This window comes from Azotobacter chroococcum (assembly GCF_004339665.1).
Lineage (GTDB): Bacteria > Pseudomonadota > Gammaproteobacteria > Pseudomonadales > Pseudomonadaceae > Azotobacter > Azotobacter chroococcum.
In genome coordinates this window covers 25,978-46,315 of sequence record NZ_SMMU01000004.1, presented here as the reverse complement: position 1 = coordinate 46,315, position 20,338 = coordinate 25,978, and the positions used below count along the sequence as shown (strand labels likewise).

The 20,338-nt window shown below is 67.9% G+C and carries 20 protein-coding genes; 10 read left to right on the top strand and 10 right to left on the bottom strand.

The genetic code is table 11. From position 1 onward, the window contains the following. Window positions 1-8: 8 nt before the first annotated feature. The 8 genes from tssE to EV691_RS05500 all read left to right on the top strand — a co-directional run bounded on the left by tssE (window position 9) and on the right by EV691_RS05500 (window position 9,431). Complete coding sequence (gene tssE, locus EV691_RS05535; protein WP_131300659.1) at window positions 9-461, top strand: type VI secretion system baseplate subunit TssE; 453 nt, start codon at window positions 9-11, stop codon at window positions 459-461. Then, entirely contained in the window at window positions 445-2,238 is a 1,794-nt protein-coding gene (gene tssF, locus EV691_RS05530) for a type VI secretion system baseplate subunit TssF (RefSeq protein WP_131300657.1), read from the top strand. Before tssE ends, tssF begins: the two co-directional genes overlap by 17 nt. Beyond that, window positions 2,202-3,221 (top strand): type VI secretion system baseplate subunit TssG, encoded by a 1,020-nt coding sequence (gene tssG / locus EV691_RS05525; protein ID WP_131300655.1) that lies wholly within the window; start codon window positions 2,202-2,204, stop codon window positions 3,219-3,221. Before tssF ends, tssG begins: the two co-directional genes overlap by 37 nt. Window positions 3,222-3,223: 2 nt before the next feature. Continuing rightward, window positions 3,224-5,761 (top strand): type VI secretion system ATPase TssH, encoded by a 2,538-nt coding sequence (tssH, locus tag EV691_RS05520; RefSeq protein WP_131300888.1) that lies wholly within the window; start codon window positions 3,224-3,226, stop codon window positions 5,759-5,761. A 53-nt stretch (window positions 5,762-5,814) separates the two neighbouring features. After that, the gene (locus EV691_RS05515) at window positions 5,815-6,180 is read left to right on the top strand and encodes a hypothetical protein (RefSeq protein WP_131254593.1); all 366 of its coding nucleotides are present in this window, start codon (window positions 5,815-5,817) and stop codon (window positions 6,178-6,180) included. After that, window positions 6,177-6,779, top strand: a complete 603-nt coding sequence (locus tag EV691_RS05510; RefSeq protein WP_131254594.1) for a hypothetical protein — start codon at window positions 6,177-6,179, stop codon at window positions 6,777-6,779. Before EV691_RS05515 ends, EV691_RS05510 begins: the two co-directional genes overlap by 4 nt. An 89-nt stretch (window positions 6,780-6,868) precedes the next feature. Beyond that, window positions 6,869-8,875: a type VI secretion system tip protein TssI/VgrG gene (tssI, locus tag EV691_RS05505; protein ID WP_131300653.1), complete on the top strand. Its 2,007-nt coding sequence runs from the start codon at window positions 6,869-6,871 to the stop codon at window positions 8,873-8,875. A gap of 10 nt (window positions 8,876-8,885) precedes the next feature. After that, window positions 8,886-9,431 (top strand): toxin-antitoxin system YwqK family antitoxin, encoded by a 546-nt coding sequence (locus EV691_RS05500; protein ID WP_131300651.1) that lies wholly within the window; start codon window positions 8,886-8,888, stop codon window positions 9,429-9,431. Here EV691_RS05500 and EV691_RS05495 read toward each other — a convergent pair whose 3' ends face one another. The 10 genes from EV691_RS05495 to rsxA all read right to left on the bottom strand — a co-directional run bounded on the left by EV691_RS05495 (window position 9,432) and on the right by rsxA (window position 16,647). Continuing rightward, window positions 9,432-9,827, bottom strand: a complete 396-nt coding sequence (locus EV691_RS05495) for a DUF4280 domain-containing protein (RefSeq protein ID WP_131254597.1) — start codon at window positions 9,825-9,827, stop codon at window positions 9,432-9,434. A 212-nt stretch (window positions 9,828-10,039) separates the two neighbouring features. After that, window positions 10,040-10,435, bottom strand: coding sequence for a NifB/NifX family molybdenum-iron cluster-binding protein (locus tag EV691_RS05490; RefSeq protein WP_039806959.1), 396 nt, complete (start codon window positions 10,433-10,435; stop codon window positions 10,040-10,042). Continuing rightward, complete coding sequence (locus EV691_RS05485) at window positions 10,432-11,163, bottom strand: dinitrogenase iron-molybdenum cofactor biosynthesis protein (RefSeq protein WP_089169627.1); 732 nt, start codon at window positions 11,161-11,163, stop codon at window positions 10,432-10,434. The genes EV691_RS05490 and EV691_RS05485 overlap by 4 nt, the downstream gene beginning before the upstream one ends. 24 nt (window positions 11,164-11,187) lie before the next feature. Then, window positions 11,188-11,451 (bottom strand): RnfH family protein, encoded by a 264-nt coding sequence (locus tag EV691_RS05480; RefSeq protein ID WP_089169628.1) that lies wholly within the window; start codon window positions 11,449-11,451, stop codon window positions 11,188-11,190. Between the two features lie 22 nt (window positions 11,452-11,473). Then, on the bottom strand, window positions 11,474-12,193 hold the full coding sequence (locus EV691_RS05475) for an electron transport complex subunit E (protein ID WP_131300649.1): 720 nt from the start codon (window positions 12,191-12,193) through the stop codon (window positions 11,474-11,476). Between the two features lie 13 nt (window positions 12,194-12,206). Then, window positions 12,207-12,896 (bottom strand): electron transport complex subunit RsxG, encoded by a 690-nt coding sequence (gene rsxG, locus EV691_RS05470; protein ID WP_131254598.1) that lies wholly within the window; start codon window positions 12,894-12,896, stop codon window positions 12,207-12,209. Next, a complete protein-coding gene (locus tag EV691_RS05465) occupies window positions 12,893-13,993 on the bottom strand; it encodes an RnfABCDGE type electron transport complex subunit D (protein ID WP_131300647.1) in 1,101 nt (366 codons plus the stop codon). Before EV691_RS05465 ends, rsxG begins: the two co-directional genes overlap by 4 nt. Then, window positions 13,990-15,480, bottom strand: coding sequence for an electron transport complex subunit RsxC (gene rsxC / locus EV691_RS05460; protein WP_131300645.1), 1,491 nt, complete (start codon window positions 15,478-15,480; stop codon window positions 13,990-13,992). Before rsxC ends, EV691_RS05465 begins: the two co-directional genes overlap by 4 nt. Window positions 15,481-15,500: 20 nt before the next feature. Continuing rightward, window positions 15,501-16,025 carry an RnfABCDGE type electron transport complex subunit B gene (locus tag EV691_RS05455; protein WP_089169633.1) on the bottom strand — a complete coding sequence of 175 codons (525 nt, stop codon included), beginning with the start codon at window positions 16,023-16,025 and terminating at the stop codon, window positions 15,501-15,503. 49 nt (window positions 16,026-16,074) lie between these two features. Then, complete coding sequence (rsxA, locus tag EV691_RS05450; protein ID WP_131300643.1) at window positions 16,075-16,647, bottom strand: electron transport complex subunit RsxA; 573 nt, start codon at window positions 16,645-16,647, stop codon at window positions 16,075-16,077. 427 nt (window positions 16,648-17,074) lie between these two features. Between rsxA and nifL the strand changes: the two genes are divergently transcribed. Together nifL and nifA are read left to right on the top strand one after the other, a co-directional pair. Beyond that, window positions 17,075-18,634 carry a nitrogen fixation negative regulator NifL gene (nifL, locus tag EV691_RS05445; protein WP_131254601.1) on the top strand — a complete coding sequence of 520 codons (1,560 nt, stop codon included), beginning with the start codon at window positions 17,075-17,077 and terminating at the stop codon, window positions 18,632-18,634. Window positions 18,635-18,653: 19 nt separating this feature from the next. Continuing rightward, on the top strand, window positions 18,654-20,222 hold the full coding sequence (gene nifA, locus EV691_RS05440; protein ID WP_039806978.1) for a nif-specific transcriptional activator NifA: 1,569 nt from the start codon (window positions 18,654-18,656) through the stop codon (window positions 20,220-20,222). The last annotated feature ends 116 nt before the right edge of the window (window positions 20,223-20,338 follow it).

The window sequence follows — 20,338 nt, the reverse complement described above, 5'->3', positions numbered from 1 at the left end:
GGCCGGCCATGGGCGCCTCCGGCACGACAATCCGGCCTCCGCTGTTCGAGCGCCTGGCCGCCACGGCGGGAGACCGCGACGCCGCGGACTTCGACCGGGAGGCGCTGGCCGACTCGGTGCGCGCCGAGCTGCTGCGGCTGCTCAATACCCGCCGCGGCCCGCGACCGCTCACCACCCCGGCGAGCGTGCTCGACTACGGCATCGCCGACTGGAGCGCGCTGCAGGCCGAGCGCAGCGCCGACCGCCGGCAGCTGACCCGGGAAATCCGCGGCGCCATCCTGCAGTTCGAGCCGCGCCTGCAACCGGGCGAGATCGAGCTGCTGCCCGTTGCGGGCCAGCGCCAGCGGCTGTGCGTGCGCCTGAGCGGCGTCCTGCGTGGCGGGCAGCAGCGCTGGCCCGTATCGTTCCTGATCGAGGAAGGCGCGGACGGTTTCGAGGTGCGCCATGAGCGACTCGATTGACGAGGTCCTGCTCGACTACTACCAGCGCGAACTGACCTGGCTGCGGCATGCCGGCGCCGCCTTCGCCGAGCGGTATCCCAAGGTCGCCCGGCGCCTGGAGCTGTCTCCCGGCGAGTGCCCGGACCCCCATGTGGAACGCCTGCTGGAAGGCTTTTCCCTGCTCGCCGCGCGCCTGCAGCGGCGCCTCGACGACGACTACGCCGAGTTCAGCGACGCCCTGCTGGAGCAGCTGTATCCGCTGGCCCTGCGCCCCCTGCCCTCCTGCGCGGTCGTCCGCTTCGAGCCGGACCCGACCAAGGGCAACCTCGCCGAGGGCTACCGCCTGCCGCGCGACACGCCGCTGTTCGTCACCGGCGCCGACGGCGCCAGCGTCCACTTCCGCACCACCGCCGAGGTCGAGCTGTGGCCGCTGGAAATCGTCGAGGCGACCTTCCTCGCCGGCGACGAGGCCTGCGCCCTGACCGGCGTGGCGCAGGCCCGCTCGGCCCTGCGCCTGAGCCTGCGCTGCCTGGGCGAGAGCTGCTGGCCGGAGCTGTCCGTGCGCCGCCTGCGCCTGCACCTGGCCGCTTCGCCGATGCTCGGCGCCAGCCTCTACGACCTGCTGGGCGCCCATGCTCTGCAGGTCCTCGCCGGAGTGCCGGGCAGCCTGCCGCAGGCGCTGCCCGGACTGCCGCAGCCGGCTGGCTTTTCCGCCGCCGAGGCCCTGCTGCCGGACGAGGACGGGTTGCACCCCGGCCTGCGCCTCCTGGCCGAATACTTCGCCTTCCCGGACAAGTTCGCCTTCTTCGACCTGCCCGTGCAGGCGCCCGCCGGCGCGGCCGAAGAACTCCAGCTGTACATTGTCTTCGACCGCGCCCCGGCCGGCCGCCTGCACCTGCAGGCGGCGGACTTCGCGCTCGGGTGCGCCCCGTTGATCAACCTGTTCCCGCGCACCTCGGAACCGCTGCGCCCGGACGGCACCCGCAGCGAGTACCGGCTGGTCGCCGACAGCCACCGCGAAAACAGCGTGGAGATCCACAGCATCCGCGCGCTGCGCGCCTGCTCGGCACAGGGTGTGCGCCAGGTGCCCGCCTACTACGGCTGCCATCACGCCCTCGGCGAGAGCCGCCTCTACTGGCACGCCCGGCGCATCAACGGGCTGGCGCCGAACCGCTTGGGCAGCGACCTGCTGCTGAGCCTGGTCGACACCCGCTTCGACCCGCAGCGCGAGGCGCCTGACTACAGCCTGACCGCCGAGCTGCTGTGCACCAGCCGGCACCTCGCCGAAGCCTTGGGCGCCGGCACCCGGCTGGATTTCGAGCGACCCGGTCCGGTGGCGCGCGCCCGCCTGCGCAATCCGCCGACGCCGCAGAGCCTGCCGCGCCTCGGCGGCGAATCGCGCTGGCGACTGGTGTCGCAGCTGACCCTCAACCACCTCTCGCTGGTGGAGGGCGAACGGGCTCTGGACGCGCTCAAGGAAATGCTCCAGCTGCACAACCTGCGCGACGAGCCCGGCGCGCGCCGGCAGATCGACGGCCTGCTCCGACTCGACTGCGAACGCATCGTCGCCCGGGGCGGCGAGGATGCCTGGCGCGGCTGGCGCAACGGCCTGGGCGTGCGCCTGCACCTCGACCCACAACACTTCGTCGGCAGCAGCGCCGTGCTGTTCTCCGCCGTCCTCGCGCAGTTCTTCTCGCTCTACGCCAGCGCCAACCGCTTCGTGCGCACCACGCTGGTCCAGGCCGACAAGGAGATCAAGACGTGGCAGCCACAGGCCGGAATGCCGCTCTCCCTCTGAGCGAGCGCCTGCGCCGCGAACCGCAGGCCTTCGAGCTGCTGCAGGCGCTGCTGCTGCTCGAACGCGAACGCCCGCAGGCGACGCCGCTCGGCAGCGGCACGGCGCCGCACGCCGAGGCACTGCGCCTGCGCGGGCCGCTGACGCCGCTGTTCGCCGCCAGCCAGGTGCAGAGCCTGGAAAACGACCAGGATGCGCGGCCGGTACTGAGCACCCCGGTGTTCGGCCTCGGCGGCCCCGACGGATCGCTGCCCTACGCCTACCAGGAATGGCTGCAGCAAAGAGCGCGGCAGAAGGACCACGGACCCGGCGAGTTTCTCGACCTGTTCCAGCACCGCCTGCTCAGCCTGCTGTACCGCAGCCTGCGCAAGCACCGCGTCGCCCTGGGCTTCGGTGCGCCGCAGAGCAGCCCGGTGCACGACCAGCTGCGCGCCCTGGCCGGCCTGCTGCCCAAGGGCCTGCACGAGCGCCAGAGCCTGCCGGACGCGGCGATCCTCGCCCGCAGCGCGCTGTTCGCCGGCGGTCGCCGCTCGCTGGCCGGCTTCGCCGCCGTCGTCCGCCACCATTTCCGCCTGCCGGTGCGGGCCGAGGCCTACCAGGGTGCCTGGCGCCCCATCCCGCCGGCCAGCCGTAGTGTCCTCGGCCGCGGCCGCCGCAACCTGTGCCTGGGCCACGACGCCGTGGCCGGCACCCGGATCTGGGACGAGCACGCCGGCATCCGCCTGATCCTCGGCCCCCTGGAACCGGTGCAGGCCACGGCCTTCCTGCCGGACGGCGACGCCCACCAGCAACTCGCCGGCCTGGCCACCCTCTACTTCGGCCCGGACCTGGACTGCGCGCTGCGCCTGCTGGTCAGGGGTGCCCGGCCGCTGTCGCTCGACCGCCAGGCGCCGCCGCGGCTGAACTGGAACGGCGGCCTGCGCTGGCGGCCCTGCGCCGCCATCCGCCACTTCGATACCCGACTGCGCCTGCCGGAGGTGAATTGAACATGGAACTGGGCACCCTGATCGGACGGCTCGACGGCGACTGCCGCCGCGCCCTGGAACGCGCCGCCCAGCGCTGCCTGCAGCGCACCCACCATTACGTCGAGATCGAGCACCTCCTGCTGGAGCTGCTGGACATCGAGGGCGGCGACCTGGCCTGGGTGCTGCCGCGCTTCGGCCTGGAACGCGATGCCGTGGCCGGCGAGATCAACCGCGCCCTGGAGCTGTTCAAGGCCGGCAGCACCCGCACCCCGGCGCTCTCGCCGAACCTCATCGGCCTTCTGGAGGATGCCGTGGTCCACGCCAGCCTGCAGAACCAGCCGAGCATCCGTTCCGGCCTGCTGCTGCTCGCCCTGCTCGACCGCGAGGAGCGCCGCAGCCTGCTGTTGAACAGCGCCTCCTCGCTGCTGCGCATCCCGCGCGAAGCCCTGCGCAGCCACCTCGCCGAGTGGACCCAGACCTCGCGCGAACGACCGGCCCGCCCGCCGCAGGGCCAGGCCAACGCACCGGCGGAGGACGGCTTCCTCGCCCAGTACACCCAGGACCTGACCGCCGACGCCCGCGCCGGGCGCATCGACCCGATCGTCGGCCGCGACGGGGAAATCCGCCAGAGCATCGACATCCTGCTGCGCCGCCGGCAGAACAACCCGATCCTGGTCGGCGCCCCCGGCGTCGGCAAGACCGCGGTGGTCGAGGGCCTGGCCCTGCGCATCGCCGCCGGCGACGTGCCGCCGCCCTTGCAGAACGTCGACGTGCGCGTCCTCGACCTCGGCCTGCTGCAGGCCGGCGCGGGGGTCAAGGGCGAGTTCGAGCAGCGCCTGAAGGGCGTGATCGACGCGGTGCGCAACGCCGAACGGCCGGTGATCCTGTTCATCGACGAGGCCCACACCCTGATCGGCGCCGGCGCCGCCGAGGGCGGCAGCGACGCCGCCAACCTGCTCAAGCCGGCCCTGGCGCGCGGCGAGCTGCGCACCCTCGCCGCCACCACCTGGCTGGAATACAAGAAGTACTTCGAGAAGGACCCGGCCCTGGCCCGGCGCTTCCAGCTGGTACAGGTCGAGGAGCCGGACGAGGCCACCGCCGTGGAGATGCTGCGCGGCGTCGCCGCCAAGCTGGAACAGCACCACGGCGTGCAGGTGCTGGACGCGGCCATCCAGGACGCGGTGAAACTGTCGCACCGCTACATCTCCGGACGGCAGCTGCCGGACAAGGCGATCAGCGTGCTGGACACCGCCTGCGCCCGCGTCGCCCTCGGCCAGCACGACGTGCCGCCGCCTCTGGAGAGCCTTCGCCATCGCCAGCAGGCGCTGAAGGAGGAACTCGACCGCCTGCGCCGCGAACAGGCCACCGGCCTCGACCACCGCGAGCGCATCACCGCCCTGGAGGACGAATCGGCCGGCAACATCATGGCGATCCGCGAACTGGAAGGCCGCTGGCAGGAAGAGCGCGAGGCCGTGCGCGCCCTGCTGGAGGCGCGCCGGGAACTGCTCGCCCTGAGCGACGGTGCCGACGCCAGCAACCCCGACGAGGAGCTGGACGGACGCATCGACCACCTGGCCGCCGAGCTGCTGCGCCTGGAGGCCGGCCTGGAAGCCATCCGCCAGGACGACCCGCTGGTCCCCGAGCAGGTGGACTCCAAGGCCGTGGCCGCGGTGATCGCCGGCTGGACCGGCATCCCGGTCGGCAAGATGCTCGCCGACGAGGCCCATGCCGTGCGCACCCTCGGCCAGCGCATGGCGCAGCGGGTGATGGGCCAGGATGCCGCCCTGGACACCATCGCCCAGCGCATCCAGGCCTACCGCGCCGGCCTCACCGACCCGCAGAAGCCGGTCGGCGTGTTCCTCCTGCTCGGCCCCACCGGCGTCGGCAAGACCGAAACCGCCTACGCCCTGGCCGACGCCCTGTACGGCGGCGAGCGCAACCTCATCAGCATCAACCTCTCCGAGTACCAGGAAGCCCACACCGTCAGCCAGCTCAAGGGCGCCCCGCCCGGCTACGTCGGCTACGGCAGCGGCGGCGTGCTCACCGAGGCCGTGCGCCGCCGCCCTTATTCGGTGGTGCTGCTCGACGAGATCGAAAAGGCCCACCCCGACGTGCTGGAAGCCTTCTACAACGTGTTCGACAAGGGCGTTATGGAGGACGGCACCGGTCTGGTGGTGGACTTCAAGAACACCGTGATCCTCGCCACCAGCAACGTCGGCGCCGAACTCGTTCTCGACACCCCGGCCGCACAGATTGGCAGCGACACCTTCAATGCCCAACTGCGTCATGTGTTGTTGGGCAGCTTCCGCCCGGCCTTTCTCGCTCGCATGACCGTGGTGCCTTACCGCAACCTGGACGACGCCACCCTGGAAAACATAGTCCGGGCCAAACTGGAAAAATTGCGGAATCGCTATAAGGCCGCCACCGGCAAACAATTCGACTTCGACCCCAGCCTCGTCAAGGCGGTACTGGCCAAGTGCAGCTCGGCGGGAGTACGGGATATCGAGAATTTATTGATGGCGGAAGTGGCGGGCAAGTTGGCGGAGTGGGTATTGGAGTGAGAACCGGCACAGAGGAATCCGGCTGCAATATACCCTATCAGGAGCATGAAAAGGTGGGCATTGAAACAGCCTCAGGAGATGGCCTGCACGCAGCTCGGAATATCCTCGGCCATGTCGACATGACTTACGGTCCGATAGCGGAGTATTTATCCGATCCTGACGCGGCAGCTTATACCTTGGAGTTAATTTCCCGGGACCTGTGGCGCGCTTATGACGAACCAATTTTCGTCCCTACCAAAGGGCGCCCCACCAGAACTCTGCGTCAGGCTGCTGCCAATTACAGCTTTATCTACGGCGATCCAATTGTATATACCGACCCGCTGCACCCGCTGACCTTCATGAACTATGGCGCTATTCACCCTCGATGCCTAGTTCGAATGAACCAGTCCTCAGTTCAAAGACAGAGAGAGCCATCATGATCACCCAGGCGACCTACCATGAAGCGACCGCAAATACCCGGTGGATGCTCAATTGTATTCGCAATGCCAAGAACGTCGACCTCTCTACCGTGCAGGTCTTTATTGCGCCGCTGAGCGGGATATCTGCCCTGCGCGGCGGCAATCCAGCCATCTATGTGCGCAACAACCAGATGCAGATCGCCGTCGGCAATTGGCGGACGGAAATGCAGAGTTATGCGCAGGCAAACAGCGCCGAGCATATTCCTCATGACCGCATCAATCGGGGGACCTGCATCATCGCCAGCGAGAGTATCTTCGGCTGGCCATTATCGCGCCGCTGCGGAGTGCTCTGGCATGAATATGGGCATGCCTACAACGAACGGGTAGGCCGGCCCAATACCGAACAGAATGCCTACCTGTTCGAGGTTGATATGTTCGATTACGCATCGACCACCAACGTGTTCCGCGATAATGGAATTGGTGTGGCCGAGGTGCTGGACTACCTTAACTGGCGGCAGCCCTATTTCGACAAAGGCATCACTCCGCAACTGACCCAACTGCTGGCCAGCTTAAGGGCAAAGCTTGGTGCCATGGCGCGCCATAACTTCATGGCAGTTTGAGCCACACGCAGGACCTATCTTTATGCCGCCCCCGCCTATACCGTTGAAGATCGATGTTGGAGCCTGCAAATGATGTCGAGTGATAGGCAATGACCCGCCCCACCGACACCACCACCAGCCTCTCCCTCACCGCCACGGCGCTGGCCGACCTCTATCCGGCAAGCCTCTCCGGCGAGGAGGCGTTGAACAGTCTCGGCAGTCTGACCCTGCACGGTTACAGCGTCACGGCCTTGACCCTGGCCGATGCGGTGGTTTCGCATCTGACCGCCACCTTGCATAACGATGACAGCGAGCGTCCGATCGATGCCCTGTGCGCGGAGATCCGCCAATTGCCCGGCGATGCCAGCGCCGAGCGCTATCAGCTGCTGCTGCGTCCCTGGCTCTGGTGGCTGACCCTGGCCAGCAATAATCGGGTGTTCCAGAGCCTCGCGACCAGCGACATCGTCACCAGCATCTTCGACGAGCACAGTTTCAGCGATTACGAGCTGAAGCTGACCGGCAGCTACACGCCCCGCGAGTATTGCGTGCAGTACGGCGAGAGCGACTTCGCCTTCGTCTCCAGGCTGCTGGAGGAAGAGGGCATCTTCTGGTTCTTCACCCACGAGGCCGGCAAGCATACGCTGGTGCTGGGCGACAGCAATGACGCCTTCCCGCCCTGTCCGAATGCCAGCACCATCAAGTATCTCGGCCAACACCTGGGCGAACGCGAGCTGCACGGCATCCGCTCCGGGCAGTTGTGCCGACAAGCCGTGTCCGGCACCTACCGCGCCACCGACTATGAGTTCACCACGCCGACCACCTCGCTCTATGGCCAGGCCCAGGCAGAGGCCGGCGCTAGGATGGTCTACGAGCACCCCGGTGGCTACACCGCCAAGGCCCGCGGCGATGCTCTGGGCAAACTGCGGGTGGATGCGCTGCGCAGCCAGGAGCTGCGCTTCGTCGGCGAGAGCGATTGCCGGTGGTTGGTGCCGGGGCACAGCTTCACTTTGAGCGGGCACGACGATGACAGCGCCAACATCGAGTGGGTGGTGACTCGCGTCAGCCACGAGGTCAGTCACCAGCACTACCGCAACCGCTTCGAGGCGATCCCGAAGAGCACCAACTACCGGCCGCCGCGCGTGACGCCCAAGCCGCGCATGCACACCCAGACCGCCGTAGTGGTGGGCAAGGCCGGCGAGGAGATCTGGACCGACCAGTACGGCCGGATCAAGATCCAGTTCCCCTGGGACCGCGCGGGCCAGAACGACGAGACCAGCTCCTGCTGGGTGCGCGTGGTATTGCCGTGGAGCGGCAAGAACTTCGGCATGCAGTTCGTTCCGCGCATCGGCCAGGAGGTGATCGTCACCTTCATCGACGGCGATCCGGACCGGCCGCTGGTCACCGGCTGCGTCTACAACGGCGACAACGCCCTGCCCTACGCGCTGCCGGCCAACCAGACCCAGTCCGGGATCAAGAGCAATTCGTCCAAAGGCGGCGGCGGCTTCAACGAGCTGCGTTTCGAGGACAAGAAGGATGCCGAGGAAGTCTTCCTGCAGGCGCAGAAGGACCTGAAGATCAACGTGCTCAACGACAGCAGCGCCACTGTCGGCCACGACGAGACGCTGACCGTGCAAAACGCCCGCACCCGCACGGTGAAGGACGGCGACGAGACCGTCACCCTGGAAAAGGGCAACCGCACCGTCACCCTGCAGACCGGCAGCGACACCCTGGACGTCAAGGACACCCGCACGGTGAAGGTCGGCAGCGACCAGACGCACAGTACCGGCGGCGACTACAGCCACACGGTGACCGGCGACTACAGCCTGACGGTGAACGGCAACCTGACCATCAAGGTGAGCGGCACCCTGACCCTGCAGAGCGGCGGCGACTTCACCGCCAAGAGCGACGTGTCGCTGACCCAGCAGGCCGGCACCTCGATCACCCAGAAGGCCGGCACTTCCTTCACCAACCAGGCCGGCACCTCGCTGGACAACAAGGCCGGCACCACCCTGGTCAACGACGCCGGCATCAGCATGACCAACAAGGCCGGTGCCGAGCAGACGGTGGACGGCGGCGGCCTGCTGACCATCAAGGGCGGCCTGGTCAAGGTCAATTGAGGAACATGCCATGGCGCCATCCGGCAAGCTCGACCTGACCCGCGGCGACAGCCGTCTCGCCGGTACCCTCCTCGACGGCCGCCTCGACGGGCTGTTGCGGATCGAAGCGGCGGGCCGGCCACAGGCCAGCCTGAGCTACCGCCAGGGCGAACTGCAGGGCCCGCTGGCGCTCTTCCATCCCAACGGCAAGCCCGCCGCGCAGATGCCCTACCTGCAGGGCAGGCTGCACGGCATCGCCACCTTCCATGCCCCCGAAGGCTGGCTGCAGCGCAAGGCCACCTACCGCCACGGGCTGCTGCACGGCGAGGCGATCAATTACTTCGCCGACGGCAGCCCGGCGGAAATCGAGCACTACCGGGACGGTGTGCGCGAGGGGCCGTACCGGCGCTTCCACGCCAACGGCCAGCTGGCGCAGAGCGCCCGCTATCGCCAGGGCCTGCTTCTGGAGCCGGCGCGGATGTACGCGGCGGACGGCCGCCCGCTGGACGAGCAGGGCAAACCGCTCTCGCGCCTGCGCTGGTGGTGGCGGCGCTGGAAGGAGCCTGGCGAGGCCTGATCAGGGAATCAGCATCTGCACCTGGCCCGGCGCGACGATTGTGATCACCCCGCCCCAGGTGCACATCAGCGTGCCGTTGGCATCCAGCGCCGGGATATTGCCCAGCAGCACGGTGGGCGCTCCGCCCGGAATCCAGGGCGTGGCCGTGGCCGGCACGCAGGGCATCGGCGTCAGGGCACCGAGTGCCGCGGCGGTCGCCGCCGCCACCGTGGGGTTGGCCATGCTCTGGCACAGGCCGAAGGGCAGGATGTTGAGCAGCGGAATATGGTCGGAAAGGTTCGCCGCCGGCAGGTTCGCGGTCAGCGTGCGGTTGACCGGCAACACGTTCAGCATCGACGGCGCCACGCCGAAACTGCACTTGAGGGTCGCGGTGCTGCAGACCTGTGGGCAGGACATCGGGCTTGCTCCTGGCGGTTCGCGAGTCCTGGAACTCTACCACCGCGCGCACCTGCGCCGCTCGCCATGGCGAACAGGGCTCGTCTTCGGGAAGAGTGCTTTCGACACGGCCCAGCCGGGGCCGGCCGCTCCGCTGGACGGGAATATGAAAATCGTGGAGGAAGGTTTGCGGCAGGGAGCGGCGTGGCCGCCGCTCCCTCGGAGGGCAACGGCTAGTGCTGGTGCCCTTCCCCGCCGCAGGAGTGCTCATCGTGGGGCTTGCCGGGCGGCAGGTCGCCGGCCAGGAAGGCCTTGACCGCCAGTTCCGGGTCGCTCTCGCCGGTGGTGAGCAGGCTCACCCCGCGCTCGCCGAGGCGGCGGATGACGCCCTCGCCGGCGGTCGCGGCGATGGCCAGGTCCACGACATGCAGCGGATGGCGCTCGGGGTACTCGGTGACGTGCCAGTGGTGCAGGACAGCCTTCTCCGCCAGCTCGATGGCATAGATGTTCACCGGCGCCTGGCCCGGCCAGACGTCGAACACCTCCCAGCGCTGGGCACGCCCGGCATGGTCGGCCACGCGGCCCTGGCGGTCGACCGCCACGGCAATCAGTCGGCGCTCTTCGCTCATGCCCTGGCCGCCTCCTCATCCTCGTCGGACACGGCGAAGCGCACGCGCTCCTCGGCGCCGACGCCGACCAGCTTGGCCAGCCACGGCGGCGGCGAGCCGGCCATGACCGACTGCAGCTCGGCAACCGCCTCCTGCGCCGCGCAGCCCTTGGGCTTCTTCAGCGGATGGATGCCGGCGCGGACCACCTTGGCCGCCGCCGGTCCGCCGATGGACACCACGTAGAGCACCTGGCAGTCCTGGATCTGCTCGACGCGCCAGGCGTTCTTGTCCTCGGCCAGCGCCACGTCCAGGGTGGAGCGGATGTCGATCAGCGCGGCCTCCCTGGCGCTCACCTGATAGACGAGAAAGCGCAGGCAGGAACCGAAGTGCCCGTCCAGCTGCTCGCCGTTGTTGGAGGCGATGGCCACGCGGATCGAGCCTTCCGGCATGCGCTCCAGCTTCACCGGGTGGGGCAGGCTGTCGACCTCGGCCTCGCCCCAGAGGATGCGCACCGCATCCTTCAGCGCCGTCATCGGAGTGTCGAGCATGTCGACATCCTCCTCGGAGCCGGCCAGGCCGATCTTCAGGTCGGTGACGCTCACGCCCTGCAGGCTCTCCTCGGTCAGCGGACCGTCGATCTGCTGGTGCAGGATCTCCAGCAACTGGCCGACCGTGGTACCGGGCAGAGCCCTGGCAGCCAGGGCGATGCGCAGCGCGGTTTCGCGACTCATGTTCACGGGGGTTACCATAAGCGGCCTCCTGGGCGACTGAACTCAATCGTCATCATCGTCGTCATCGTCTTCGTCCACCTTCGTGATGCGCTGGTAGATCTCGACGCGGTCGCCATCCTTGAGCGGACTGTCCAACTTAACGAACTTGCCGAATACCCCGACCTTCTGCTTCTTCAGGTCGATGTCCGGGCAGCAGCGCAGTACGCCGGACTGCTCGATCGCCTGCTCCACGCTGCAGCCGTCCTCGACCTTGCAGCTGAGCTGAAGGGGCTTGGCCGGATCTGCGTATACCACTGAAACTCTCATTTCGCTATCACTCCTCGGCCGGTTACTGCAGGACGATCAGTTCGCCGTGGGTCTGCTGCCGGCGTTCGGCGCGCTTGCGGTCGATCACCCGCTTGGCGGCCAGCAGGAAGCCCAGCACGATGAAGGCGCCCGGCGGCAGGATGGCCAGCAGGATGCCCTGGAAGTCGGGGATCACGGTGATTTCCATCCACTTGAAGTACGGGCCGAGCAGCGAGGACGCCTGGGAGAACAGGGTGCCGCTGCCGAGGATCTCGCGGATGCCGCCGATCACCACCAGCACGGCGGTGAAGCCGAGGCCCATGCCGGCGCCGTCGAGAATCGAGGGCAGCACCGGGTTCTTGGTACTGAAGGATTCGGCACGACCGAGCACCGCGCAGTTGGTCACGATCAGCGCGATGAACAGGCCGAGCACCTTGTACAGCTCGTGCATCCAGGCGTTCATCGCCATGTCGATCAGGGTCACCACGCCGGCGATCACGCCGATCATCACCGGGTTGCGTACCTCGGGGGAGATGGTGTGGCGCATCGAGGAGATGAGCCCGTTGGTCAGAATCAGCACCAGGGTGGTGGCCAGGCCCATGCCCAGGCCGTTGGTGGCGGTGGTGGTCACTGCCAGCGCCGGGCAGAGCGCGAGCATCTGCACCAGGGCGACGTTGTAATCCCACAGGGCCGAGGTGAAATAGTGCCACGGCACTTTCTTCTTTTCAGGTGCGCCGGCGGCGGGTGCTGCACATTCACTCATGGTTGGGCTCCTCTTACTCGGCTTTCAGCTGCCCGGCATGCCGGGTCTGGAACTGCAGGCCCTGCAGCACGGTCTTGACCACGGCACGCGGGGTGATGGTGGCGCCGGCGAACTGGTCGAACTGGCCGCCATCCTTCTTCACCTTCCACTTGTCCAGCGCAGTGTTGTCCAGCGACAGGCCGTCGAAGACCTTGATCCAGTCGCTGCGCGAGGCCTCGATCTTGTCGGCCAGGCCGGGGGTTTCCTTGTGGGCCAGCACCCGAACGCCGAGAATCTTGCCCTGGGCATCGACGGCCATCATCTGGCTGATGGGACCGCCGTAGCCGATGTTGCTGCCCTGGAAGACCACCGCGGTGAGCTTGCCCTGCAGGCGCGCCGGGAACACCTCGACTTCGCCGAGTTCCGCATCCTGCACCTTGAAGCCGTCGGCCAGCGGGTTGTTGTCGTACAGCGACTGGGGCAGCACCTCGCGCAGCGTGGCCAGCCGGTCAGCCATCTGCTGGTCGGCGATGGTGCCCTGGGTCATGGCGTTGCCGATCAGCAGGAGCAGGGCCACCACGGCGCAGATCAGCCCCAGCGACAGGCCCTGGTAGGCCACCATCGGGCGCCACTTTTCCAGGCGCTCGAGGAGCGTGGGCTTGCCTGCGACCGCCTCGGCGGACGCGGCGGCCTCCTCGGCCGGAGTCATCGTCGTATCGTTCATACCTTGTCCACCTCTTTAACCTGGCTGGTCCACTTGGCCGCGACCAGCGGCTTGCCCCGGACGTTGCGGCCGTAGGCGCGCGGCCGCCAGTAACGGTCGATCAGCGGGGTCAGCGCGTTCATGAAGAGCACCGCGAAGGCGGCCGCTTCGGGGAAGCTGCCCCAGGTGCGGATCACGTAGATCAGCACGCCGCAGCCGACGCCGAAGATCAGCCGGCCGACGCGGCTGATCGGCGAGGTCACCGGGTCGGTGGCGATGAAGAAGGCGCACAGGATCAGGCCGCCGGAGGTCAGGTGATAGAGCCCGCCGGCATAGCGATCCGGATTGATCAGGTAGGCGATGCTCGCCATCGCGAACACGCTCGCCAGCATGGCGACCGGGATTTCCCAGTGGATGATGCGCCGCAGCACCAGCCAGACGCCGCCGACCAGCAGCAGCAGCTCCGAGGTCTCGCCGAGGCTGCCGGGCGTGCTGCCGAACAGCGCGGAGATCACGTTGAAGCTTTCGCCAAGGATGTCCTGGGCGGTGCGGTTGAGGGTCAGTTCGGTCTTCAGGTTGCCCAGCGCGGTGGCGCCGACCATGCCATCGGCCAGCGGAGCGCCGGCGAAGGTGATCGCCAGGCTGTCGATGAAGCCCGGAGCCGAGCTCGAGAACAGCGGATGCGGCAGCGCCCAGGTGGTCATCTGCAGCGGGAAGGCGATCAGCAGGGCGACGCGCGCCAGCATGGCCGGGTTGAAGGGGTTCTGGCCGATGCCGCCGTACAGCTGCTTGCCGATGCCGACGGCGAACAGGCTGCCGCCGACGCCGATCCACCAGGGCGCCCACGGCGGCAGGGAGATCGCCAGCAGCCAGCCGGTGAGCAGGGCCGAGCCATCGAGCAGACGGCGCATGGGCTGGCCGAGCAGGTGCAGACAGGCCGCCTCGACGGCCAGCGCGCTGGCGCAGGTGACCAGCCACAGGTTGATTGCCGGCCAGCCGAACATCACCAGGCCGAACAGGGTGGCCGGGGTGAGCGCCAGACACACGTCCAGCATGATGCGGTTGACCGAGGAGCGGTCGTGGGCGAATGGCCCCGCCGCGACGCTGATGGTACTCATGACTCTACCTCATTGCTCGGCTTGGCGGCCTTGGTCTTGGCGGCCTTGGCTGCCTTGGCGGCTTCCTTGGCGGCCTTGGCGGCGGCCTTGGCGGCCTCTTCTTCTGCCAGACGCGCGGCGCGGGCCTCGGTCTGGCGCTTGATGTAGTCGCTCTTGCGGGAGGCGCTGCGACGTTCGTCCTGCTGGCCCTTGGCGTACTGGAAGTACTGCACCAGCGGGATGTGCGAAGGGCAGACGTAGGAGCAGCAGCCGCAGAGGATGCAGTCGCGCAGGCCGTATTCGTTGGCGCTGTCGTAGTCGTCGGCGCGGGCGTACAGGGCCATGTCCAGCGGGGTCAGACCCATCGGGCAGGCGTCCACGCAGCTCGCGCAGCGGATGCAGGGCGCCGGGTCCTTGTTCGGCAGCTCGTGCTGGGCCAGCGCCAGCAGGCCGGTGGCGCCCTTGATCACCGGCACCTGGGTGGAGGGCAGCACCGCGCCCATCATCGGCCCGCCGAGCAGCAGTTGCTGGGGGGTGCCGGTCAGGCCGCCGCAGGCGTCGATGAGCGCCTGCACCGGGGTGCCGATCAGCACGTCGAGGTTCTGCGGGGTCTTCACGCAGGCGCCGGACACCGTGACCACCCGCGAGATCAGCGGGCGGCCATAACGCAGCGCCTGCTGGATGGCGTACACGGTACCGGCGTTGTGCACCAGCACGCCGACGTCGGTACTGCGCCCGCCGGCCGGCACTTCGCGGCCGGTGACCGCCTGGATCAGCTGCTTGGCCGAGCCCATGGGATAGAGCGCCGGCACCGCCAGCACCTCGATGGCGCCGAAGTGCTCGGCGGCGGCACGCATCGCGGCCAGGGCCTCGGGCTTGTTGTCCTCGATGGCGATGACCACGCTGTAGGCACGCAGGATGTGCTGGATCAGCCGGGCGCCGTCGACGATTTCCGCGGCGCGCTCGCGCATGATGCGGTCGTCGCAGGTCAGGTAGGGCTCGCATTCGCTGCCGTTGACCACCACGGTCTTGATCTCGTGGCGGGTGCCCTGCTTGAGCTTGACCGCCGCCGGGAAGATTGCCCCGCCGAGACCGACGATGCCGGCCTGGGCGACGCGGTCGGCGAGCACCAGCGGGTCCTCGGCGAACGGATCGCCGGACACCGCCAGATCGATCCAGCGATCCTCACCGTCGCTTTCCAGGGTGATGCCGGTGGTGGTCAGCCCGGACGGGTGCGGTGCGGCAATCGGCCCGATGGCGACGATGCGCCCCGAGGTGGGTGCGTGTACCGGTGCGGAGACCTCCGTCGGCGGGAAGGCCAGCAACTGGCCCTTGAGCACCGTGTCGCCGACCTTGACCATCGGCAGGGCTTCGGCCCCGGCATGTTGGCGCAGCGGCAGGTAGAGACGCGGTGGCAGCGGCAGGCTGCCGATGGGCAGCGCGGCCGAGAGATCCTTGTGGGCGGCCGGATGGACGCCGCCACGGATACTGGAAAGATTGAAGTGCATGCGAAGGCTCCGTAATCGACTCAGGCGGCGGCAGGCTTGTTCCAGCGCCAGGTGTCCAGGGTCTGCTCCTGCGGGGTCAGGATGACGCAGTCTTCCGGACAGGCGTCGCGGCACTTGCCACAACCGGTGCAGGCATCCTCCAGCACCACGTGGACCTGCCCGCTGGCGCCGACGATGGCGTCGGTGGGGCAGGCACGGTAGCAGCGAGTGCAGCCGATGCACTGCGAGGCTTCCACCCGCGCCATCATGGGGGCGGCCATCTGGCTGGCATCCAGACTCACGCCGAGCATCTCGGCCAGCTTCTCGGCCAGACCCACGCCGCCGGGCGGGCAGCAGGTGACCGCAGCATTGCCCTCGACGATCGCCACGGCGGCAGCACCGCAGCCGGGGAAGCCGCACTGCCCGCACTGGCTGCCCGGCATCAGGTCGCTGACTTCCTTGATCAGGGGGTTTTCGTCGCTGACCGCGAACTTGCGGGCCGCCAGGCCAAGGCCGAAGCCCAGGAGTAAGCCCATCACAGTCAGAGCCAGAGTTGCCTCTATCATAAATTGCCCTCCTCTCGTCGCCGGTCGCGCCGGCCGTCCAGTGTCAGAATCAGATCAGGCCGCCGAAGCCCATGAAGGCCAGCGCCAACAGGCCGGCGGTGACGAAGGCGATCGGCGGGCCGGAAAAGGCGGCCGGCACGTTGGCCAGGGCCAGGCGCTCGCGCAGGCCGGCGAAGATGACCATGATCAGCGAGAAGCCCAGGCCCGAGCCCAGGCCGAACAGCACGGCCATGGTCAGGTCGTGGCCCTCGCGCACGCTGAGCAGCGGTACGCCGAGCACGGCGCAGTTGGTGGTGATCAGCGGCAGGTAGATGCCCAGCGAGCGGTACAGCGGCGGGCTGACCTTGCGGATGATCATCTCGATCAACTGCACCATGCCGGCGATGACCACGATGTAGGCGAGGATGCGGATGAAGCCGATGCCCAGCGGCAGCAGCACGTAGTGCTCGAGCAGCCAGCTGCTGGCACCACCGAGGCCCATGACCAGGGTGGTGGCCACGGCCAGGCCGATCGACGGATCGAGCTTGCTCGACACGCCCATGAACGGACACAGGCCCAGAAAGCCCACCAGCACCACGTTGTGAACCAACACGGTGCCTAAGAGAAACAAAACGTAATCCATAAGCGACCTCACCTACTCGGCTGAACCTTGGATGCACCTTTGTCGGGCGCACTCTTTTGCCGAAGACTTTTTGCATCAAGCATGCCAGCGCTCAAAATTTACACAGACGCACCTTGCAACCCCTCAAAAACTTGACCTAAATCAATAAAGAGCTTCGCTGCGCCGACCGCCTATCCACCCGGCGCACCCGGTTTTGTAAGGTTTGTGACAGCTCGTTATTGAGCCTGCCGCCCGGCTTGTGCGCTTTCGCACAGCTAGGGAGCAGCCACCCGGAAATTCATTGTTCCGCGGCTTTTCCGAGCCATTCGGCGCGCCCGGACATTCAAGGTGCGGCACAGGATTTGCTAACTTTTTTCAGGCCCAACGCGCCACTCCGGCGGACGCGCATCTCGCGCCCGCCGGTTTCCCCGGATAGACGAGGCACAGCATGACCCCGGCCAACCCGACCCTGAGCAACGAGCCGCAAGCGCCTCATGCCGAGAGCGACGAGCTGCTCCCCGAGATATTCCGCCAGACGGTGGAGCATGCGCCCATCGCCATCTCCATCACCGACCTCAAGGCCAACATCCTTTACGCCAACCGCGCCTTCCGCACCATCACCGGCTACGACAGCGAGGAAGTGCTCGGCAAGAACGAATCGATCCTCTCCAACGGCACCACGCCGCGCCTGGTCTACCAGGCCCTGTGGGGCCGGATGGCGCAGAAGAAGCCGTGGTCCGGCGTGCTGGTCAACCGGCGCAAGGACCAGAGCCTGTACCTGGCCGAACTGACCGTGGCACCGGTGCTCAACGAGGCCGGCGAAACCATCTACTACCTGGGCATGCACCGCGACACCAGCGAGCTGCACGAGCTGGAACAGCGCGTCAACAACCAGCGCCTGATGATCGAGGCGGTGGTCAACGCCGCCCCGGCGGCAATGGTGGTGCTCGACCGCCAGCACCGGGTGGTGCTGTCCAACCCGAGCTTCTGCCGCCTGGCCCGCGACCTGGTCGAGGATGGCGCCAGCGAGAGCCTGGTGGCGCTGCTGCGGGAAAACCTCGCCACGCCCTTCGAGAAGCTGGAGAACCAGGGCACCGCCTTCTCCGGCAAGGAGATCTCCTTCGACCTGGGCGGCCGCTCGCCGCGCTGGCTGTCCTGCCACGGCCGGGCCATCCACATCGAGGACGAGCAGGCCCACGTGTTCTTCACCCCCACCGAGGAGCGCTACCTGCTGCTGACCATCAACGACATCTCCGAGCTGCGCCAGAAGCAGCAGGACTCGCGGCTCAACGCGCTGAAGGCGCTGATGGCCGAGGAGGAACTGCTGGAGGGCATGCGCGAGACCTTCAACGCCGCCATCCACCGCCTGCAGGGCCCGGTCAACCTGATCAGCGCGGCAATGCGCATGCTCGAGCGGCGCCTCGGCGACCGGGCCGGCAACGATCCGGTGCTGAGCGCCATGCGCGAGGCCAGCGAGGCCGGCATGGAGGCACTGGACAACCTCAGTGGCTCCATTCCGGTGCGCATGGCCGAGGCCAAGATGCCGGTCAACCTCAACCAGCTGATCCGCGAGGTGATCACCCTGTGCACCGACCAGCTGCTGGCGCAGGGCATCGTCATCGACTGGCAGCCGGCGCTGCGCCTGCCCTGGGTGATGGGCGGAGAAAGCAGCCTGCGCAGCATGATCAAGCACCTGGTCGAGAACGCCATCGAGTCGATGAGCCAGAACCAGGTCAGCCGCCGCGAGCTGTTCATCAGCACCCGCGTGGAGAATCATCTGGTGCGCATGGAGATCACCGACAGCGGCCCGGGCATTCCACCCGAGCTGGTGCTCAAGGTGTTCGAGCCGTTCTTCAGCACCAAGCCGCCGCATCGCGTCGGGCGCGGCATGGGCCTGCCGGTGGTCCAGGACATCGTCGCCAAGCATGCCGGCATGGTGCACGTAGACACTGCCTATCGCGAGGGCTGCCGGATCGTCGTCGAGCTGCCCTTCTCGGCCTCCACTTGAACAGCGACAGGGAATGCCCATGAATGCACCCATCCCTCAGCGCTCGGCCAAACAGACCCAGGTCGAACTCTATGACCTCCAATTGCAGGCCCTGGCGAGCATCGCCCGTACCCTCAGCCGGGAGCAGCAGATCGACGAGCTGCTCGATCAGGTCCTCGCCGTGCTGCACAACGACCTCGGCCTGCTGCACGGCCTGGTGACCATTTCCGATCCGGAGCACAGCGCCCTGCAGATCGGCGCCATCCACACCGACTCGGAAGCGGTGGCCCAGGCCTGCGAAGGCGTGCGCTACCGAAGCGGCGAAGGCGTGATCGGCAACGTGCTCAAGCACGGCAACAGCGTGGTCCTCGGGCGCATCTCCGCCGACCCGCGCTTTCTCGACCGGCTGGCGCTGTACGACCTGGAAATGCCGTTCATCGCCGTGCCGATCAAGAACCCCGAGGGCAACACCATCGGCGTGCTGGCGGCCCAGCCGGACTGCCGTGCCGACGAGCAGATGCCCGCGCGCACGCGCTTTCTGGAGATTGTCGCCAACCTGCTGGCGCAGACCGTGCGCCTGGTGGTGAACATCGAGGACGGCCGCGAGGCCGCCGACGAGCGCGACGAGCTGCGCCGCGAGGTGCGCGGCAAGTACGGCTTCGAGAACATGGTGGTGGGCCACACCCCCACCATGCGCCGGGTGTTCGACCAGATCCGCCGGGTCGCCAAGTGGAACAGCACCGTGCTGGTCCTCGGCGAGTCCGGCACCGGCAAGGAGCTGATCGCCAGCGCCATCCACTACAACTCGCCGCGCGCGCACCGCCCGTTCGTGCGCCTGAACTGCGCCGCGCTGCCGGAAACCCTGCTCGAGTCCGAACTCTTCGGCCACGAGAAGGGCGCCTTCACCGGCGCGGTGAAGCAGCGCAAGGGACGCTTCGAACAGGCCGACGGCGGCACCCTGTTCCTCGACGAGATCGGCGAGATCTCGCCGATGTTCCAGGCCAAGCTGCTGCGCGTGCTGCAGGAGGGCGAGTTCGAGCGGGTCGGCGGCAACCAGACGGTGCGGGTCAACGTGCGCATCGTCGCCGCCACCAACCGCGACCTGGAAAGCGAGGTGGAGAAGGGCAAGTTCCGCGAGGACCTCTACTACCGGCTGAACGTCATGGCCATCCGCATCCCGCCGCTGCGCGAGCGCACCGCCGACATTCCCGAGCTGGCGGAATTCCTCCTCACCAAGATCGGCCGCCAGCAGGGCCGCCCGCTGACCGTCACCGACAGCGCCATCCGCCTGCTGATGAGCCACCGCTGGCCGGGCAACGTGCGCGAACTGGAGAACTGCCTGGAGCGCTCGGCGATCATGAGCGAGGACGGCACCATCACCCGCGACGTGGTCTCGCTGACCGGAGTCGACAACGAGAGCCCGCCGCTCGCCGCCCCGCTGCCCGAGGTCAACCTGGCCGACGAGAACCTCGACGACCGCGAACGGGTGATCGCCGCCCTCGAACAGGCCGGCTGGGTGCAGGCCAAGGCCGCGCGACTGCTGGGCATGACGCCGCGGCAGATCGCCTACCGCATCCAGACCCTCAACATCCACATGCGCAAGATCTGACGAGAACCTCCGGCAATGGATGGCCGGCTTCTCCCCTCCCCGCTCACCGAATCCGTTCGCCACGGGCCCCTGCCCAGGCCGGACAGTGCCTGCCTTCCCCCTCTTCGCATCGCTTG

Bases quoted from the DNA above. Each gene is read 5' to 3' on its own strand.
- tssE (WP_131300659.1), top strand. From the start codon at position 9: ATGGGCGCCTCCGGCACGACAATCCGGCCTCCGCTGTTCGAGCGCCTG.
- tssF (WP_131300657.1), top strand. From the start codon at position 445: ATGAGCGACTCGATTGACGAGGTCCTGCTCGACTACTACCAGCGCGAA.
- tssH (WP_131300888.1), top strand. From the start codon at position 3,224: ATGGAACTGGGCACCCTGATCGGACGGCTCGACGGCGACTGCCGCCGC.
- EV691_RS05510 (WP_131254594.1), top strand. From the start codon at position 6,177: ATGATCACCCAGGCGACCTACCATGAAGCGACCGCAAATACCCGGTGG.
- tssI (WP_131300653.1), top strand. From the start codon at position 6,869: ATGACCCGCCCCACCGACACCACCACCAGCCTCTCCCTCACCGCCACG.
- EV691_RS05500 (WP_131300651.1), top strand. From the start codon at position 8,886: ATGGCGCCATCCGGCAAGCTCGACCTGACCCGCGGCGACAGCCGTCTC.
- EV691_RS05495 (WP_131254597.1), bottom strand. From the start codon at position 9,827: ATGTCCTGCCCACAGGTCTGCAGCACCGCGACCCTCAAGTGCAGTTTC.
- EV691_RS05490 (WP_039806959.1), bottom strand. From the start codon at position 10,435: ATGAGCGAAGAGCGCCGACTGATTGCCGTGGCGGTCGACCGCCAGGGC.
- EV691_RS05485 (WP_089169627.1), bottom strand. From the start codon at position 11,163: ATGGTAACCCCCGTGAACATGAGTCGCGAAACCGCGCTGCGCATCGCC.
- EV691_RS05480 (WP_089169628.1), bottom strand. From the start codon at position 11,451: ATGAGAGTTTCAGTGGTATACGCAGATCCGGCCAAGCCCCTTCAGCTC.
- EV691_RS05475 (WP_131300649.1), bottom strand. From the start codon at position 12,193: ATGAGTGAATGTGCAGCACCCGCCGCCGGCGCACCTGAAAAGAAGAAA.
- rsxG (WP_131254598.1), bottom strand. From the start codon at position 12,896: ATGAACGATACGACGATGACTCCGGCCGAGGAGGCCGCCGCGTCCGCC.
- EV691_RS05465 (WP_131300647.1), bottom strand. From the start codon at position 13,993: ATGAGTACCATCAGCGTCGCGGCGGGGCCATTCGCCCACGACCGCTCC.
- rsxC (WP_131300645.1), bottom strand. From the start codon at position 15,480: ATGCACTTCAATCTTTCCAGTATCCGTGGCGGCGTCCATCCGGCCGCC.
- EV691_RS05455 (WP_089169633.1), bottom strand. From the start codon at position 16,025: ATGATAGAGGCAACTCTGGCTCTGACTGTGATGGGCTTACTCCTGGGC.
- rsxA (WP_131300643.1), bottom strand. From the start codon at position 16,647: ATGGATTACGTTTTGTTTCTCTTAGGCACCGTGTTGGTTCACAACGTG.
- nifL (WP_131254601.1), top strand. From the start codon at position 17,075: ATGACCCCGGCCAACCCGACCCTGAGCAACGAGCCGCAAGCGCCTCAT.
- nifA (WP_039806978.1), top strand. From the start codon at position 18,654: ATGAATGCACCCATCCCTCAGCGCTCGGCCAAACAGACCCAGGTCGAA.